At 47.7% G+C, this 14,737-nt stretch carries 19 protein-coding genes and 1 tRNA gene; 9 read left to right on the top strand and 11 right to left on the bottom strand.

The window, feature by feature from the left end:
- Window positions 1-5 precede the first annotated feature (5 nt).
- Both OIR97_RS07190 and OIR97_RS07185 read right to left on the bottom strand, forming a co-directional pair.
- The gene (locus OIR97_RS07190) at window positions 6-701 is read right to left on the bottom strand and encodes a nitroreductase family protein (protein WP_169544895.1); all 696 of its coding nucleotides are present in this window, start codon (window positions 699-701) and stop codon (window positions 6-8) included.
- 123 nt (window positions 702-824) lie between these two features.
- Window positions 825-1,028, bottom strand: a complete 204-nt coding sequence (locus OIR97_RS07185; RefSeq protein ID WP_181017904.1) for a DUF2061 domain-containing protein — start codon at window positions 1,026-1,028, stop codon at window positions 825-827.
- Between the two features lie 350 nt (window positions 1,029-1,378).
- Between OIR97_RS07185 and OIR97_RS07180 the strand changes: the two genes are divergently transcribed.
- On the top strand, window positions 1,379-2,818 hold the full coding sequence (locus OIR97_RS07180; RefSeq protein WP_169544894.1) for a glyceraldehyde-3-phosphate dehydrogenase: 1,440 nt from the start codon (window positions 1,379-1,381) through the stop codon (window positions 2,816-2,818).
- Window positions 2,819-2,900: 82 nt separating this feature from the next.
- Here the strand turns inward: OIR97_RS07180 and OIR97_RS07175 are convergent, their stop codons facing one another.
- Window positions 2,901-3,797, bottom strand: a complete 897-nt coding sequence (locus OIR97_RS07175; protein ID WP_169544893.1) for a LysR family transcriptional regulator — start codon at window positions 3,795-3,797, stop codon at window positions 2,901-2,903.
- 106 nt (window positions 3,798-3,903) lie between these two features.
- Here OIR97_RS07175 and OIR97_RS07170 point away from each other — a divergent pair, with 106 nt between their 5' ends.
- Window positions 3,904-4,401 (top strand): lactoylglutathione lyase family protein, encoded by a 498-nt coding sequence (locus OIR97_RS07170; protein ID WP_181017903.1) that lies wholly within the window; start codon window positions 3,904-3,906, stop codon window positions 4,399-4,401.
- 388 nt (window positions 4,402-4,789) lie between these two features.
- On the opposite strand, the gene rpsI is transcribed toward OIR97_RS07170, so the two are convergent.
- The 3 genes from rpsI to OIR97_RS07155 form a co-directional block, all read right to left on the bottom strand.
- Window positions 4,790-5,311 carry a 30S ribosomal protein S9 gene (gene rpsI / locus OIR97_RS07165; RefSeq protein WP_169544892.1) on the bottom strand — a complete coding sequence of 174 codons (522 nt, stop codon included), beginning with the start codon at window positions 5,309-5,311 and terminating at the stop codon, window positions 4,790-4,792.
- Between the two features lie 2 nt (window positions 5,312-5,313).
- A complete protein-coding gene (gene rplM / locus OIR97_RS07160) occupies window positions 5,314-5,778 on the bottom strand; it encodes a 50S ribosomal protein L13 (protein WP_169544891.1) in 465 nt (154 codons plus the stop codon).
- A gap of 169 nt (window positions 5,779-5,947) precedes the next feature.
- Window positions 5,948-6,370 (bottom strand): PaaI family thioesterase, encoded by a 423-nt coding sequence (locus OIR97_RS07155; RefSeq protein WP_169545827.1) that lies wholly within the window; start codon window positions 6,368-6,370, stop codon window positions 5,948-5,950.
- 196 nt (window positions 6,371-6,566) lie between these two features.
- Between OIR97_RS07155 and OIR97_RS07150 the strand changes: the two genes are divergently transcribed.
- The 4 genes from OIR97_RS07150 to OIR97_RS07135 all read left to right on the top strand — a co-directional run bounded on the left by OIR97_RS07150 (window position 6,567) and on the right by OIR97_RS07135 (window position 9,607).
- On the top strand, window positions 6,567-7,373 hold the full coding sequence (locus OIR97_RS07150) for an enoyl-CoA hydratase (RefSeq protein ID WP_169545826.1): 807 nt from the start codon (window positions 6,567-6,569) through the stop codon (window positions 7,371-7,373).
- Between the two features lies 1 nt (window position 7,374).
- Window positions 7,375-7,872 (top strand): CoA-binding protein, encoded by a 498-nt coding sequence (locus tag OIR97_RS07145; RefSeq protein ID WP_169544890.1) that lies wholly within the window; start codon window positions 7,375-7,377, stop codon window positions 7,870-7,872.
- Complete coding sequence (locus OIR97_RS07140) at window positions 7,865-9,145, top strand: O-acetylhomoserine aminocarboxypropyltransferase (RefSeq protein ID WP_169544889.1); 1,281 nt, start codon at window positions 7,865-7,867, stop codon at window positions 9,143-9,145. The genes OIR97_RS07145 and OIR97_RS07140 overlap by 8 nt, the downstream gene beginning before the upstream one ends.
- Window positions 9,146-9,421: 276 nt before the next feature.
- Window positions 9,422-9,607 carry a hypothetical protein gene (locus OIR97_RS07135; RefSeq protein ID WP_169544888.1) on the top strand — a complete coding sequence of 62 codons (186 nt, stop codon included), beginning with the start codon at window positions 9,422-9,424 and terminating at the stop codon, window positions 9,605-9,607.
- Between the two features lie 7 nt (window positions 9,608-9,614).
- On the opposite strand, the gene OIR97_RS07130 is transcribed toward OIR97_RS07135, so the two are convergent.
- Window positions 9,615-9,992, bottom strand: a complete 378-nt coding sequence (locus OIR97_RS07130; RefSeq protein WP_169544887.1) for a VOC family protein — start codon at window positions 9,990-9,992, stop codon at window positions 9,615-9,617.
- A 139-nt stretch (window positions 9,993-10,131) separates the two neighbouring features.
- Between OIR97_RS07130 and OIR97_RS07125 the strand changes: the two genes are divergently transcribed.
- Genes OIR97_RS07125 through OIR97_RS07115 form a run of 3 tightly spaced genes read left to right on the top strand, consistent with a single transcriptional unit; the run spans window position 10,132 to window position 11,846 of the window.
- Window positions 10,132-10,521 (top strand): hypothetical protein, encoded by a 390-nt coding sequence (locus OIR97_RS07125; RefSeq protein ID WP_169544886.1) that lies wholly within the window; start codon window positions 10,132-10,134, stop codon window positions 10,519-10,521.
- Complete coding sequence (locus OIR97_RS07120) at window positions 10,521-11,354, top strand: CsgG/HfaB family protein (RefSeq protein WP_169544885.1); 834 nt, start codon at window positions 10,521-10,523, stop codon at window positions 11,352-11,354. Before OIR97_RS07125 ends, OIR97_RS07120 begins: the two co-directional genes overlap by 1 nt.
- A 42-nt stretch (window positions 11,355-11,396) precedes the next feature.
- Window positions 11,397-11,846, top strand: a complete 450-nt coding sequence (locus OIR97_RS07115) for a hypothetical protein (protein WP_169544884.1) — start codon at window positions 11,397-11,399, stop codon at window positions 11,844-11,846.
- A gap of 80 nt (window positions 11,847-11,926) precedes the next feature.
- Here OIR97_RS07115 and OIR97_RS07110 read toward each other — a convergent pair whose 3' ends face one another.
- The 4 genes from OIR97_RS07110 to OIR97_RS07095 form a co-directional block, all read right to left on the bottom strand.
- Window positions 11,927-12,985, bottom strand: a complete 1,059-nt coding sequence (locus OIR97_RS07110) for a COX15/CtaA family protein (RefSeq protein WP_219821685.1) — start codon at window positions 12,983-12,985, stop codon at window positions 11,927-11,929.
- Window positions 12,986-13,590: 605 nt separating this feature from the next.
- Window positions 13,591-13,667: transfer RNA gene (locus OIR97_RS07105), tRNA-Pro, on the bottom strand.
- Between the two features lie 93 nt (window positions 13,668-13,760).
- Window positions 13,761-14,231, bottom strand: a complete 471-nt coding sequence (locus OIR97_RS07100; RefSeq protein ID WP_169544883.1) for a MerR family transcriptional regulator — start codon at window positions 14,229-14,231, stop codon at window positions 13,761-13,763.
- A gap of 21 nt (window positions 14,232-14,252) precedes the next feature.
- Window positions 14,253-14,552 (bottom strand): integration host factor subunit alpha, encoded by a 300-nt coding sequence (locus OIR97_RS07095; protein ID WP_169544882.1) that lies wholly within the window; start codon window positions 14,550-14,552, stop codon window positions 14,253-14,255.
- Window positions 14,553-14,737 lie beyond the last annotated feature (185 nt).

Below are 14,737 nucleotides of genomic sequence, written 5' to 3'. Positions count from 1 at the left end.
ACCCCTTATAAAAAAGTCGCCATTTCAGACAGGCTTTTCTTTATCTGCGATTTAGAAGGAATAACCGCATCCTCTGCGGGATGACCGGCGACAAGAATTAGAAAGGCCTTTTCATTGTCCGGGCGCTTACAGACCGTATTCAAGAACTTCATGGGATTAGGGGTATGAGTTAGCGTGGCCAATCCTGAATTGTGAAGTGCATTGATCAGAAAACCGGTCGCAATTCCAACGGACTCGTTCACATAATAATTTTTGTATGTCTGCTCGTCATCCAATCGGCCAAATCGTTCTGCAAAGACCACGATCAACCAGGGGGCATGTTCCAGAAAAGGTTTCTCTGTGTCTGTTCCCAACGGAGACAATGCGGCCAGCCATTCCTCTGCGGCTTTTCCCCCATAGAACGCCCGCTCTTCTTCTTCAGCTGCTTCACGGATTTGCTTTTTTATGGTCGGATCACTGACAACGCAAAAATGCCACGGCTGATGATTTGCGCCGCTTGGTGCGGTACCAGCCGCTTTCAGGCAATTTTCAATAACCTCCATCGGCACAGGGTCTGATGAAAATTCTCTGGTTGTATGACGTTTCTTTATGTCGTCATAGAATGTCTGGCTTCGACTAATCATTTCATTGTCTGGAAAACGCCTTTGATCGGGTAACGGGATGGGATCAAACACCTCTCCCGGCGTAAAAACTCTGCTCATATTCTTTAGGCCTCGTTTGAAAGGTCGATACGCTAGAGTATCCTTCCTGAGACGATTGCCAACAAAAAAGAAGGGGATTTCGGCTCTTCTTTTTCATTTTTAGTGAGAGACTTTCAGTTTCCTTCAATTTGCCATTGCGGTTCTGCCTTTTGCGAACCGGTCCCAGATCCGTTCATGCATGTAAAAAACCGCTGTATTGCACAGAGGCTCTACAAGTGCGATCACCCCGCCCACAAGAATGCTGCCGGTTAGTAGATACCCCACCAAAAATGCAACGCCAAAATGCAAAACCGCGAAAGTCCCTGTTTTAATCAATCCATACTGCATAGCAAACCGCTCCTTCTAATACTGAACATTAATATATGCAAATAATTATTATTTGCAATATCAGGATATAGGCCACCCTCTCCCCAACAAAAACCATCCACTATTCCTAATATAACAGCCTGGATAGTCGTCGGCCCCAGCAAGAGGCTTTACCCTGCAATAATTCAGCGTTTTGTGTACCAGATCAGCCTTTTTATGGTTTCCCTTTTCGGCCATTTTCGCTATGTTCTGCGCAAATTCAGGACCTCTTGAAAAAATTTTTTGATCTGTGCCAGCAAATCCTCTTTGCCAGCGCAGGCGTTCGGGATGGTCACCCACCACTAGCTGATATGCGATAGAGAAAATTGATCATGACTAATTCCAGTGCTGAGCACTTCGACAAATGGAAAGACCAACAAAGCTCTGCTGAACAAATGATACCACTGGTTGGTAAATTATATCGAGACCATGGTGTCACAATTCGGATTTTCGGCCGCAGAATTCTGAATAATTCGACAATTGATATTATCAAGGCCCATCGGTACGCCCTACAGATGGTCGGCGAAGAGCTTGATATTAGCAAAAGCCTTCAATTGCTCAATATTATGGTCGAAATGAACCTGGCTCCGGCAAGGGTTGATCTTGGTAAATTCTGCTATCGTTTCATGCAGCAAGGCGGCGATCCCAAAGCCTTCCTGACGGAGCAACTGGCCAGCATCAATACGGGCAAAGGCAGTATTCTAGTGGAACCGCAGGACGTGGTTCTCTATGGCTTTGGCCGCATTGGACGCCTGCTGGCGCGAATGTTGATTGACCGCGTCGGGGATGGCAATAAAATGCGTCTGAGAGCCATTGTTGTGCGCGGCGGCAAAGAGGGAGACCTCAAAAAACGGGCCAGCCTGCTCCGCCGGGATTCCGTACACGGCGCCTTTAATGGGTCCATCAAAGTGGATGAAGAGGAAAGCGCGATCATCGCAAATGGCGTTTACATCAAAGTCATCTACGCGAACTCTCCTGCCGAAGTCGATTACACGGATTACGGCATCAAAAATGCACTGATCGTTGATAATACTGGTATGTGGCGGGATGAAGAAGGTCTTGGCCAGCATCTGAATTGTAACGGCGCGGCAAAAGTATTGCTAACTGCACCTGGTAAAGGTGACATCAAGAACATTGTGTATGGTGTAAACCACGACGACATTGCTGCATCCGACACAATCCTTTCCGCGGCCTCTTGCACGACAAACGCTATTACACCGGTTTTGAAGGCGATCAATGACGAATATGGCGTTAAGAACGGCCATGTCGAAACGATCCACTCATACACCAATGATCAAAATCTGATCGATAACTACCATAAAGGAGATCGCCGTGGCCGGGCCGCAGCGCTCAACATGGTTCTGACCAGCACCGGTGCTGCAAGTGCCGTCGCAAAATGCCTGCCCGAACTTGAAGGAAAGCTCACAGGCAATGCGGTTCGGGTCCCCACCCCAAATGTTTCCATGGCAATTCTTAATCTGAATTTGGCAAAAGAAACAAGCAAAGATGCCCTAAACACGCACCTACGCAATATGGCGCTTTATTCTCCGATGCAGGATCAGATTGATTACACTGCCTCTTCTGAACTGGTTTCAACAGATATGGTGGGATCGACCCACGCCGGTGTTGTTGACTCGCTCGCCACCATTGTGGAAGGCGATCGTGCGGTTCTGTATATCTGGTATGACAACGAGTCTGGATACAGCACTCAGGTGATCCGCATGATGCAGGAAATTTCAGGCCTGAAGATGCCGATGGTTCCTGCCCAGTAAGATACAATATGACATTTGCGGAACGAAATTTTTTTCGTTTCGCACGAAGCCTGTCCTGATCATCTCATAACAACAGGATTACTCAGGTTGAGGTCGTTAAACTATCAGCCAGTCTTTTAATCTCGGTTATTGCCCAACGGCATCGGTCGGGCATCCGCCGGCCTGCCCGTTGAAACACCCAAAGTTCTTGACGAATGGGATGCTTTAACCGGGCGATGGAAAGTGCGTTAAAATCTGGAAAACTATCGATCCCGCTCCGAGGCAGAATTGTATAGCCAGCACCTGCGGCGACCGGCACTGGAATTTGTGTCATTTGGTTCACGAAGCCGCGCAAACGCATCTTTGAGAACCCTTTATAGGCTCGAAAATTTTTGGGCATCAGCATTTCGGCGTAGCGCTGTCCATCAGGATGACCAATGAAGCCCAATGCCTCAAGCATCGTAAAGTCAGGCTCATCTGATGCCACGGACTTGGCCGTGATAAGGCACAGATCTTCATATCCGATTGTGTGCCCGACCAGAGTTTCGGACCCAGGGTTATGACTGATCACGCCAATATCCAGATGCCCGTTTGTAACGGACTCGACAATGTCCGAATGCGGTGCGGAACGCAATTCTATCTGCAATTCCGCTGCAGCCAGAATCCGGGGAATTAATTGCGCGTAGAGCAATGTCGCAAAACTGCCAGAACAGCCTATTCCAACGGGACCAACGTCAGGAAAGTCCTCGCCGATTATTTCAAGTAGCTTCTCTTCGTCAGCAAGGCGCTGGCGACCCGGGTCATATATCGCATCCCCCGCATCGGTTACTATAATCGTCTTACCTATGCGCTGTATTAAAGGCACACCGACAGAGTGTTCGAGCTTCTTTAAGTGCTGCGAAACGCCCGGCTGCGTCATATTCAACCGGATGGCGGCGCGCGTAAAGCTCCCTTCATCAGCAAGCGTAACAAAGGTCTCCAACCAGCGGGAATTCAACATTCAGCATAACCTTTCGTTATGCAAACCATTTTATATAATAATTTTTTCGTATTACCATTAGATCTTTATGTTTCTGTCTTCAATTCACACATTGAAGAGGTTGATCATGACTTACCCTAAGAGTTTTTCGCATATTGGCTTATCCGTCCCCGATTTGGAGGAGGCGGTAAAGTTTTATTCAGACATATTGGGTTTCTACGTCATAATGGAGCCCACAGAATTAGCGGAAGATAACAGTGATGTCGGTCAAATGTGCACGGATGTCTTTGGAAGGGGATGGGGAAAATTACGCATTGCGCATTTGTCTACAGCAGACCGCATCGGTATAGAACTGTTTGAATTTTCAGACAATCAAGCGCCAGCCGATAATCTTGAGTTCCGCAAAACCGGAATGTTTCATTTTTGCGTCCAAGACCCGGATGTTGAGGGTCTGACAAAAAAGATCGTCGCAGCAGGCGGCAAACAAAGAATGCCCGTGCGTGAGTATTTTCCGGGCGAAAAACCATACCGCATGGTTTATGTCGAAGACCCGTTCGGCATCGTTTTTGAAATCTACAGCCACAGTTATGAACTGACATATTCGGCCGGGGCCTACGCCAGCTAAAAAGCGGAAGCAGCAGAGGACCTTCGGACCCGCTCCCACCCTCTTCAAAAACGGCCTATAAGATATTGCATACAGCGGTGCCAGAGCATTGCGGTATGCATGGCTTAACACTTTGCAGTGTCCTGCCGGACCAATCAAACGGTCGCCTCATAACAGCGACACCAAAAGAAAGCACTTACAGGTGAAAGTTCAAGTGACCCGCAATAAGCCTACCGTGTTTTTTTGCGGGAGATGAACATCACGCCAGCTTTCGGTATTCTTCCTTCTAAAATGACTAAACGCTGGAGGCATGCCTTATCTTTTCAACCCTAACGCCAATAAATAAAAAAAGCGCCACTCGAAAGTGGCGCTTTTCCAATAAGATACTGATTGAAGCTTTGAAAAAGCCTCAGCGTTTTGAGAACTGGAAGCTACGACGGGCTTTCGCACGACCGTATTTCTTACGTTCAACAACACGACTGTCACGTGTCAGGAAGCCTGCGGCTTTCAATGGCGCGCGCAATACTGGCTCGTAGTATGTCAATGCTTTTGAAATACCATGACGAACAGCACCGGCCTGACCAGAAAGGCCACCGCCTTTTACTGTGCAGAACACGTCGAACTGATCAACACGCTCAGCAACTTCAAATGCCTGTGCAAGGATCATGCGAAGCACTGGACGGGCAAAATAAACTTCCTGATCACGGCCATTGACTGTGATTTTACCAGAACCTGGTTTAATCCAAACACGGGCAATCGCATTTTTACGCTTACCAGTCGCATATGAGCGGCCAAGGTTGTCAATCTTTGGTTCTGCCAAAGTTACTTCGATAACTTCAGCAGCTTCGATTACCTCTGAACCGTCTGTCGTGGCTTCAGTGCCGCTTGTCAGGTCTTTAAGATCTTCGAGGGAGTTTGCTTCATCAGCCATACTCAAACACTCCTTGTATTCTTAGGATTCATGGCTGCAACATCCAATGCTTCCGGCTTCTGTGCCGCATGTGGATGCTCGGAACCGGCATAGACGTGCAACTTGCGAAGTTGCTCACGTCCCAAAGGTCCCTTTGGAATCATACGCTGGACAGCTTTTTCGATAACGCGTTCTGGATGCGCACCGCCAAGAAGCTTTTCCATGGTCCGGCTTTTGATGCCGCCCGGATAACCGGTATGCCAATAGAATTTCTTGTCTGTCAGTTTTCTACCGGTCAATGCAATTTTTTCAGCATTGATAACGATAACATTGTCACCACAATCGATATGAGGTGTGAACATTGGTTTATGCTTACCGCGTAAACGGTTCGCAATGATTGAAGAGAGACGACCAAGAACGAGCCCTTCAGCGTCGATCACCAGCCATTTTGCCTCAACCTCAGTCGGTTTTGCAGAATAGGTCTTCATAAAAATTCAGCCTTCGCTCAAGCGTGCCAAAACAAAATAGAGGGCGCAATACGCCCCCGTCAAACTTGGACTGGGTTATAATTGTCGTTATTATCGAAGTCAAACGAAAAAATGCAATAAAAACGGTTAATTAGGTGTGAGGTATTATAATACCGCAAAATTTGATGCCCTAATTCGCTGAAGGTTTAAGCGGTGGTATTGCATAGGTACTGGTCGCATGTGCCACAGGTCCATTTACACCTTTGGAATGTAACGTAAAATCGCCGCTGGCCAAGGTTTTTCCCAGCTTTAACAGGCGTCCTTTCACAATCAGGTCTCCAGGTTCTGGCTTTCTGAGGAAATTAATATTCAGGTTCGTTGTCACAGCCAATGCAACAGGTCCGATTTGGGCCAGCACCAATAAATACATAGCAAGGTCCACCAGAGACATCATCGTCGGGCCGGAGACTGTCCCCCCAGGTCGCAAATGCTCCTCTTTGGCCTGCATGGTGATTTCGATACTTTCTGCATCAACATGCAACACCTTGCAATCCATGGACCGGATTTGGGGAAACTCTTCATACAGAAAGGCTTCCAGTTCTTGACCGTTCATCTTTAGCACGGGAGTTCGTCTCCTCTTTATCCAATTATTCCTGCTTTCTTATACCGTAGGACAGAGCCGTCGATACAAAAAAATAAAGATAATCCCTTTCTGGATTATTGGGCTTTGACGCCCCAAGCTCTTTGCCCCTTTAGAAAAATGTTCTATGGTGCCCCCAAATAAGAACAAGCGCCACCGGAGGAAAATGATGTCAACCACCGCTCCACAAGAAAATAATACCTTTACAGGCCTCTATACAACAGTAACCGATAATATTGCGACCCTTCGTCTTAACGATCCGACCAGTCGCAATGCCCTTTCCAGTGAAATGATGGCAGAAATCGAGACCGCGCTGACCGATCTTGGTAATCGAAGCGATGTTCATGTTGTAATTTTGGAAGCAAAAGGCCCTGTTTTTTCATCTGGCCATAATCTGAAAGAAATTATGGGAGATAGCAAAGCAGAAAAGATGCTGGCCCTGTTTAACCAATGCAGTGGCATGATGCAGACTGTCGTCAACCTGCCAAAGCCTGTCATTGCCAAAGTAAATGGTATGGCAACTGCGGCTGGATGCCAATTAGTCGCAAGCTGCGACCTTGCCTTTGCAAGCGATAAATCAGCCTTTGCAACACCCGGCGTCAACCTTGGTCTGTTCTGTTCCACGCCAATGGTCGCTTTAAGCCGAAATGTGTCCCCCAAACACGCGATGGAAATGTTGCTGGGCGGCGAGTTTATGGATGCGGAACACGCAATGCGAATTGGCTTGATTAATCGCGCCGTCGCAGAAGCTGAGCTGGATGATGTTGTTCAGGAGTTCGCCGAACGGATTGCCTCTAAATCCCCATTGACGGTAAAGACCGGCAAAACGGCTTTTTACCGGCAACTCAACATGCCCTTGGCTGAGGCATATGCCTACACGTCAAAAGTAATGGCTGAAAATATGCAAACCCATGATGCACAGGAAGGTATTTCCGCTTTCCTTGAAAAACGGTCGCCAAACTGGCAGGGCAAATAATATGGACCACGACGACTATTCCGAAGAGTATATTGAAGGCATCCTACAGGATGTGAAGACGATTGCCGTCGTCGGTGCCAGCGATAATCCAGTGCGTCCATCCTATTTTGTTATGCGCTACATGCAGCGAAAAGGCTATCGCATTATCCCTGTCAACCCTGGCAAGGCCGGCTCCACTTTATTGGGAGAGACAATTTACGCCTCCCTCGCCGATATTCCTGAGCCAGTTGATATGGTGGACTGCTTTCGAACCGCGGACGCTATTCCGGGGATTGTTGAAGAAGCAATTGCCATCAACGCAAACGTTCTGTGGATGCAACTGGGCATCACCCATCAGGATGCCGCGCAAACCGCTGAAGAGGCAGGAATGCGGGTTGTTATGAACCGCTGTCCAAAAATTGAGTTCGGCCGACTATCTGGCGAAATCGCCTATATGGGAGGCCGGTCTCGTGTAATTTCGTCCAAACGAAACAAGCTATTAGGAAAAAAGAATGACTGAACCAAAATTTGAAACCCTATCCGTACATGCTGGTGCTTCGCCAGATCCGACGACCGGTGCGCGGGTAACCCCAATTTATCAAACCGCTTCTTATGTTTTTGACGATGCCGATCATGCCGCAGAGCTTTTTAATCTGCAGGCTTTTGGCAATATTTACTCCCGCCTGACAAATCCGACCAACGCCGTGTTGGAAGAACGGGTTGCCACACTTGAAGGCGGCGCGACGGGTCTGGCGGTTGCGTCGGGCCATGCCGCACAGATGATCGTGTTTCACACCTTGATGGAGCCGGGCGATGAGTTTCTTGCCTCCAGCCGTTTATACGGTGGGACCATCACACAATTTGGACAATCCTTCAAAAAATTTGACTGGCATGCAAAATTTGTAGACCCTGTCGATCCGGAAAATTTCAGAGCCGCCCTTACTCCAAAATGCAAAGCCATCTTTATTGAAAGCCTTGCGAACCCCGGAGGCGTTGTTACCGACATTGAAGCCATTGCTGAAATCGCGCATGAAGCGGGCATCCCGCTGATTGTCGACAATACCCTTGCCACCCCTTATTTGTGCCGTCCGTTCGAATGGGGCGCAGATATTGTTGTTCATTCGGCGACAAAATTCCTGGGCGGTCACGGCAATTCTGTTGGCGGCATGATTGTTGATTCCGGTAAATTCAATTGGAGTGCCAACGACAAGTTCAGAACTCTGAGCGAACCAAACCCGTCCTATCATGGCCTTAAATTTCACGAGACTTTTGGTGAGCTGGCGTTTGGTATCGCCTGTCGCGCGCTGGGTCTTAGGGATCTGGGGCCGGCATTATCTCCGTTTAATGCCTTCATGATCACAACAGGCATCGAAACACTTCCCTTGCGCATGCGACAGCATTGCGAAAACACCGTCAAGGTTGCCAAATATCTGAAATCCCATGAGAAAGTTTCGTGGGTCTCCTGCGCAGCCCTAGACGACGATCCGTACAATGCGCTTGCAAAAAAATACCTCAAAAATGGTTGGGGCGGTGCCGTGCTGACCTTTGGTATCAAGGGCGGTTATCAGTCCGGCATTAAAATGGTTGAGACTGTCGATCTCTTTTCACATCTGGCGAACATTGGGGACACCCGCAGTCTGATCATCCATCCAGCATCGACAACCCATCGCCAACTGTCCGAAGAGCAGCAAGAAGCGGCAGGCGCCGGTCCTGATGTGATCCGGCTATCAATCGGCATTGAAAATGTTGACGATATTATCGCCGATCTGGAACAGGCTCTTTCCACAAGCTGATCATTGAATTGCGTGTCAGTTTACAGGCACGCGAAGGCAAATAGATTATCCCATCCGAATGAACGCGGCGTAATACCGCGTTCATTTTTTTATATTCTCTCACAAATACTCTGACAGCACGACTTTCTAGCACTCGCACAGTTGACGAGCGCTGCAAGCCCCCTGCCGCTTGCTTTCGCAGGCGGGCAAGCAGCTGACGCTAATTAGAAAGTTGTAGCCATGAAGTTATTCTCCCGCTCCCTACCCCTTCCATTTTGCCTTTTATCGGCGTTTCTAATGACCGGTGAAACGTTGCACACCAGCACAGTGAACTGGACAGGGCACGGCTCTTCCCTGCATTCAATTGAGTCTGAAAATGCCTATCCTGGAAACGGTATTTACGGCGAAGAACAATCAGAGCCTGAAACCAATGACGGCGACGAAACCGGATCCGATGGGCAGAGCCCTGAAGACCCGCAATAGGCACCTCTTATGAATAGACCGACAGTTCCACAAGGTTCTGATCTGGATCTCTTACGTATAAAGAGGTAATCGGGCCTGTCGCTCCTGTTCGGGGGACAGGCCCTTCCAGAACGGCAATATTAAACCGCTTCAATCGCTCGCTCAAATTCTCCAAAGTGCCTTGTACAATGAAGCAAAGATCAGCAGTTCCCGGTTTCGCGACATGCGCTTTGGGCTCAAACTCTTTTCCCTCCACATGAAGATTTATTTTTGATCGACCAAATGTAAGCGCCATTCGACCTTCGCCAAATGTCTCGAAACCCATCTCCAGACATTCACAATAAAACTTTTTTGTTTTACTAACGTCCCTTACTGTCAGCACTAAATGGTCCAGACAATCAATCATATTCCCAGCTCCTACAAGCCCTCAAGACTGCACCTGACGACTTCCAAACACCTCTACCTATCAGTGTATTTTTCATTATTGAACTCTCCTGATTATCCTCCATCTGCTTATTCAGGTCAAAAACAGAAAAGGGCAATCTATGAAGAAACTTCTTTTAATGCCGTTTCTCCTGATCGCATCGCACACATGGTCCATGAGTGCCTTAGGAGAGACAACAAGCGCGTCCGAAGGGTGGGGGAATGCCTCATCCTGGCGAAGTGCATACGAAAAGGCCGTCTTGGATGCCAGAGCGGACATGATTGAAAAAGCAGAAGGCGGATATTACGACGGGTTCGATACCAACAATTATTATATTTCCTCTGTCACTGCGGGCAATATTGTCACCATCACAGGAAGCACCGTCACCAACACGTCCATTGGGCAGGTCAATTGTGGATCCGTTACAGCGCAAAACTCACTGCTGGGCTATGAAAGCAATGACAATTCAGTCTCAGGCGATGGATGCACCTCCAGTGGAGGCCCGCAGTAATGAAAAAAATCTTATTCTCGATCGGCACACTGTTTCTGATTTCAGGTTGCGTTGCCAGTGCGAACACAAATATCGCTCTGGAAGATGGGCCGCCAGTTCAATCCATAACAACACCGTATGATGATCTTTTGTCCTGTGTTGCAGAACAAAAATCCATGCAAGGCACTTGGGCTGTCGGTGAAATCCTCGATCAAACAGGGAAACGCTCCATCGACACGGACGGAAACGGCCGATTTATCAGCCAGGGTGCAGGCGACATGATGCAAACCATGCTAACACTCGCCGGGGCCGAAAAAACTGTAAACAGGCGAGATCCGCGGCCCATAATCATGGAAGTAAACTGGGGTTTACGCAAAGCTAACGCCTTCAAGGCGATGGACTACTATATCACCGGATCGATCAACTCTCTCGACTTTTTACCCGGCGCTGCGGCTGAACTGTCCATTGCAGGAATTGGCCCACGTTATCGACAACACAGGGCTGTTGTGGGGCTGGATCTGCATTTAACAGATGCGAAAACCACTGAAGTCATAAGCGCGGTCAATATTTCAAAACAGATTTTCGCCGAGCAGGCAGGCTTTGGTCTGGGACGTTTCTTTGGCACAACACTTGTCGACTTTGACTTGAACGGTGGCAACCGCGAGCCAATGCAGCTGTCGCTTCGGTCTATGCTGCAATACGGCCTTTACAAAATGGTGTCCAACATTCAGCCGGAAATAAAAGCCGCCTGCCAATACACCATCGAAAATGTACAGGGTGTTGAAAACCTGAAACAAAGCAAAATCAACGAGTCGTTCACAACAGAAAATAAAACAAGCTCTTCAGAGCTATAATCCTAACAGGGCGTCAATATAACATTTTTAAGGAGTATATTTATGAAAAAACTTATTCTAGGAGCCTTTGTTGTCTCTGCATTGTCGACTACGGCGGCGGCACAGGAGAGTCCTTTTAAGACAGGAATTAACATAAACACTGTCGACATTACCAGCCCGTCTCCTATCCAAGATCCACGCTTGGCATCCACTCTTACTGAAAGAATGGATTCCGCAGGAAATATTGGCAATAACTTTAACAACATGCAAATTAATTTTGGTCATTCAATCAGTCAATTAGCATATATTTCAATCCCGTTGGGTGAATTTACAGACTCTGAAAAAGAAAATACGGATGGCGGCGTTCCTGAGCTTCCAAAGGGATTTTCTCTAACAAGTGTATCCTATGGCAACAGTGGTCCCATTATAGACTTCATGGACGCCGTTACCATTACGCCTTCATATTCAACTGAGACAACTACGGTTGAACTCAATATTCCAAAACTCTGGTAAGGAAAACGAGAAGCTCTCAGATATATTATCTCACATGCTTCTTTTAGTAGAAAGGCCAATCCAAAAGTTGGCCTTTCTCATTAAATGCGGCGCGCCGTCAGTTCATGAACCAAGCAAACGGCAAAGCCGAGGACAATCATACCTCCGGCTTGATGAAGGGCTCCAAGGGTCACGGGAACCACAGCCAACAACGTCCAGATACCCAATCCCACCTGTGCGAAAACGGAAACGAACAACAGCATGATCAATGATCGAGCCCGATCCCCGATACCCGGTCTCCTCCCCACGACGAGCAAAACAAGAAAGGCAATCACGATGACATAAGCAACCAACCGGTGCATGAATTGTATGGTTGCTACATTTTCAAAGAAATTTAAATAAAGCGGTGATAGCGCGAACAAATCATCCGGGTAGAACCCCTCACCCATCTGTGGCCATTCGTTATAAATAAACCCTGCATTCAAACCCGCGACAAACCCACCGATCAATATCTGCAAAAAAACAAGCCCTAAAAATATACGCGCCCATTTAAGAACATTTGCAGGACGGCTTTCACCAGGAAGCGTCGGATGCAACACGTCCATTATGGTCCAAAGCAAGGCCGCAAAAATAAGAGATGCCAGCCCAAGATGGGCCGTAAGCCGATAGTGACTGACATCTGGGTGATCGACAAGGCCACTTTTTACCATGACCCAACCCATAACACCCTGAAGGCCACCCAGGACGAACAAGAATAGAAGGCGCGGAATTTGGTTCAATTGTATCTTCCCAAACAGCAGGAAAACCACAAACGGAACAAAAAATGCCAGTCCAATAATTCGCCCCAATAAACGGTGCGCATATTCAAACGCAAAAATTCCCTTAAATTCCTCCAGCGACATCCCTTTATTTACTTTTTGATATTCAGGAAATGCTTTGTACTTATCAAATTCAGCCAGCCAGGCTGCCTCTCCAAAAGGAGGAAGCCAGCCCGTCACCGGTCGCCAGTCCACCATGGATAAACCGGATTCAGTCAGACGTGTGACACCGCCGAGTACCACCATCGCAAATACAAGAAACGCTACGCCAATCAACCAATAGGCAAGCAACTGATTATTCCGATGATTTTCGGAAACAGGCATGGAAGAAAGTATCATCATGGACCAGAACATAGTCTGCCTTTTTAAATTTGCAACGCTTTTTGGAAGGGTTCTAAAATAGAAAATCCTTAAAAAAAACCTTCAGTGTCTTTCGCGTTGATTATCAAGGCCAGCGCCAGCAGGGTCGGAACCATAGGCCCGAAAAGCACTGAACAAATTTTACACAAAAGCAGACGCAATGATCGATACCAAAGTGGGCGATTCCAAATTCCCGAAGCCTGTATTTGGGCCGGAAAATCACTTCAGAATTTGCAGGGCTCAGCCAGTTTGAGAAAGCTCCCTTCTGCAAGCTATAAGAGGCGAAATAACGGACCCTGCTTCTTCCCGATCGGAATCTTCTATAATGGATCTGGAACCGCCGTAACAGCGCCATCAACAGCCTGGCCGCCTAGCGCAACACCAACCAACGACTAGTCAAAGAAAAAGCCCCTCGCGGGGCTTTTTCTTTGACTAACTTTCACTGCCAAGCAGCAAAGAACAACAAACGACAACGCGCAGAAAACTGCGAAATCAAAACACATCAATTTGGCAGTGAAAATCGATCAATCCTGACAACCAGAAACAAAAAAGGCCTCAAAAACCGGAGTTTTCAAGGCCTTTTCGATTGGTCGGGCAGGCCGGATTTGAACCGACGACCCCTTCACCCCCAGTAAAGTGCGCTACCAGGCTGCGCTACTGCCCGTCAAAAATGGGTGTCAGGCGGCGCGACTATAACCGCCCTTAATCCGCAATGCAATGCCCTGCGATTATAGGAATGAAAATAAAATGAAACGGTTCAGTTGTTTAGAATCTGCTTGAGCTCTTTGAGTTCGGTCAGAATATTCTCAAGCAATTCCCGATGATCTGATATCGCAGTGTCATCAGCAGCAGCATTCAAGCCATTTCCCGAGCTTGCTGTTATCACAGGCGCCTCTGCTTGACGATCCTGCTTCTTGCTTACCGGTGACAGAACATCAATATTTTCTATCTTGCCGCCCTGCTCTTTCAGAAGCTTTTGTGCCCCTTTAATCGTAAAGCCATGGGTATAAAGAAGATCACGAATACCACGGATCAACTCTACGTCGGCAGGACGGTAATATCGCCGTCCTCCGCCCCGTTTTAACGGCTTGACGACCGGAAACTTACTTTCCCAAAATCGTAAAACATGCTGCGGAACATCCAGTTCGTCAGAAACCTCACTAATCGTCCTGAAAGCGTCAGGGGACTTTGAGCTTTTTCCGCCTACAGTGTTTTGTATGTCCGACATTCTTTACCAATTTGGTTAGATTTAACGTGATGTTTCGTTAATCTTGTTTTTAAGTACATGGGAGGCACGGAAAACCAGGACGCGGCGTGGTTCAATCGGGACTTCTTCTCCCGTTTTTGGATTCCGCCCGATACGTCCATTCTTTTCCCGAACCTGAAGACTCCCAAAAGAGGAAATTTTTACAGTTTCCCCGTCAACAAGACGATCCGCTATCTCTCCCAAGACAGCCTCAACGTGATCAGCCGATTCATTTCGTGAAAGGCCAACCTGCTGGTATAGCGCCTCAGCCAAATGTGCTCTGGTCAGTGTATTTTTGCTCATGTTTCCCACCTCGCGCCCGTTAATAAAGGATTAGCACAGCAAGCAAAGGCGTCAACTGCAAACGATCAAAAAACCGGTGAAATCTGTATAAAACCCTGATTTCATGGTGAAATTGCAATCTTGTTTACCATAAAAAAGAAATACAAAGCTTGATTCTTAGTGTTTCCTGCGAATCTGGTCAGTAG

The organism is Sneathiella aquimaris (assembly GCF_026409565.1).
Lineage (GTDB): Bacteria > Pseudomonadota > Alphaproteobacteria > Sneathiellales > Sneathiellaceae > Sneathiella > Sneathiella aquimaris.
This window is presented reverse-complemented; position numbering and strand designations above follow the sequence as displayed.

Coding starts and splice junctions, on each gene's coding strand:
- OIR97_RS07145 (WP_169544890.1), top strand. CDS start 7,375: ATGGACCACGACGACTATTCCGAAGAGTATATTGAAGGCATCCTACAG.
- OIR97_RS07130 (WP_169544887.1), bottom strand. CDS start 9,992: ATGATTGATTGTCTGGACCATTTAGTGCTGACAGTAAGGGACGTTAGT.
- OIR97_RS07095 (WP_169544882.1), bottom strand. CDS start 14,552: ATGAGCAAAAATACACTGACCAGAGCACATTTGGCTGAGGCGCTATAC.
- OIR97_RS07155 (WP_169545827.1), bottom strand. CDS start 6,370: ATGAACGGTCAAGAACTGGAAGCCTTTCTGTATGAAGAGTTTCCCCAA.
- OIR97_RS07180 (WP_169544894.1), top strand. CDS start 1,379: ATGACTAATTCCAGTGCTGAGCACTTCGACAAATGGAAAGACCAACAA.
- OIR97_RS07115 (WP_169544884.1), top strand. CDS start 11,397: ATGAAAAAACTTATTCTAGGAGCCTTTGTTGTCTCTGCATTGTCGACT.
- OIR97_RS07140 (WP_169544889.1), top strand. CDS start 7,865: ATGACTGAACCAAAATTTGAAACCCTATCCGTACATGCTGGTGCTTCG.
- OIR97_RS07185 (WP_181017904.1), bottom strand. CDS start 1,028: ATGCAGTATGGATTGATTAAAACAGGGACTTTCGCGGTTTTGCATTTT.
- OIR97_RS07120 (WP_169544885.1), top strand. CDS start 10,521: ATGAAAAAAATCTTATTCTCGATCGGCACACTGTTTCTGATTTCAGGT.
- OIR97_RS07150 (WP_169545826.1), top strand. CDS start 6,567: ATGTCAACCACCGCTCCACAAGAAAATAATACCTTTACAGGCCTCTAT.
- OIR97_RS07135 (WP_169544888.1), top strand. CDS start 9,422: ATGACCGGTGAAACGTTGCACACCAGCACAGTGAACTGGACAGGGCAC.
- OIR97_RS07190 (WP_169544895.1), bottom strand. CDS start 701: ATGAGCAGAGTTTTTACGCCGGGAGAGGTGTTTGATCCCATCCCGTTA.
- OIR97_RS07175 (WP_169544893.1), bottom strand. CDS start 3,797: ATGTTGAATTCCCGCTGGTTGGAGACCTTTGTTACGCTTGCTGATGAA.
- OIR97_RS07100 (WP_169544883.1), bottom strand. CDS start 14,231: ATGTCGGACATACAAAACACTGTAGGCGGAAAAAGCTCAAAGTCCCCT.
- rpsI (WP_169544892.1), bottom strand. CDS start 5,311: ATGGCTGATGAAGCAAACTCCCTCGAAGATCTTAAAGACCTGACAAGC.
- OIR97_RS07170 (WP_181017903.1), top strand. CDS start 3,904: ATGACTTACCCTAAGAGTTTTTCGCATATTGGCTTATCCGTCCCCGAT.
- rplM (WP_169544891.1), bottom strand. CDS start 5,778: ATGAAGACCTATTCTGCAAAACCGACTGAGGTTGAGGCAAAATGGCTG.
- OIR97_RS07125 (WP_169544886.1), top strand. CDS start 10,132: ATGAAGAAACTTCTTTTAATGCCGTTTCTCCTGATCGCATCGCACACA.
- OIR97_RS07110 (WP_219821685.1), bottom strand. CDS start 12,985: ATGATGATACTTTCTTCCATGCCTGTTTCCGAAAATCATCGGAATAAT.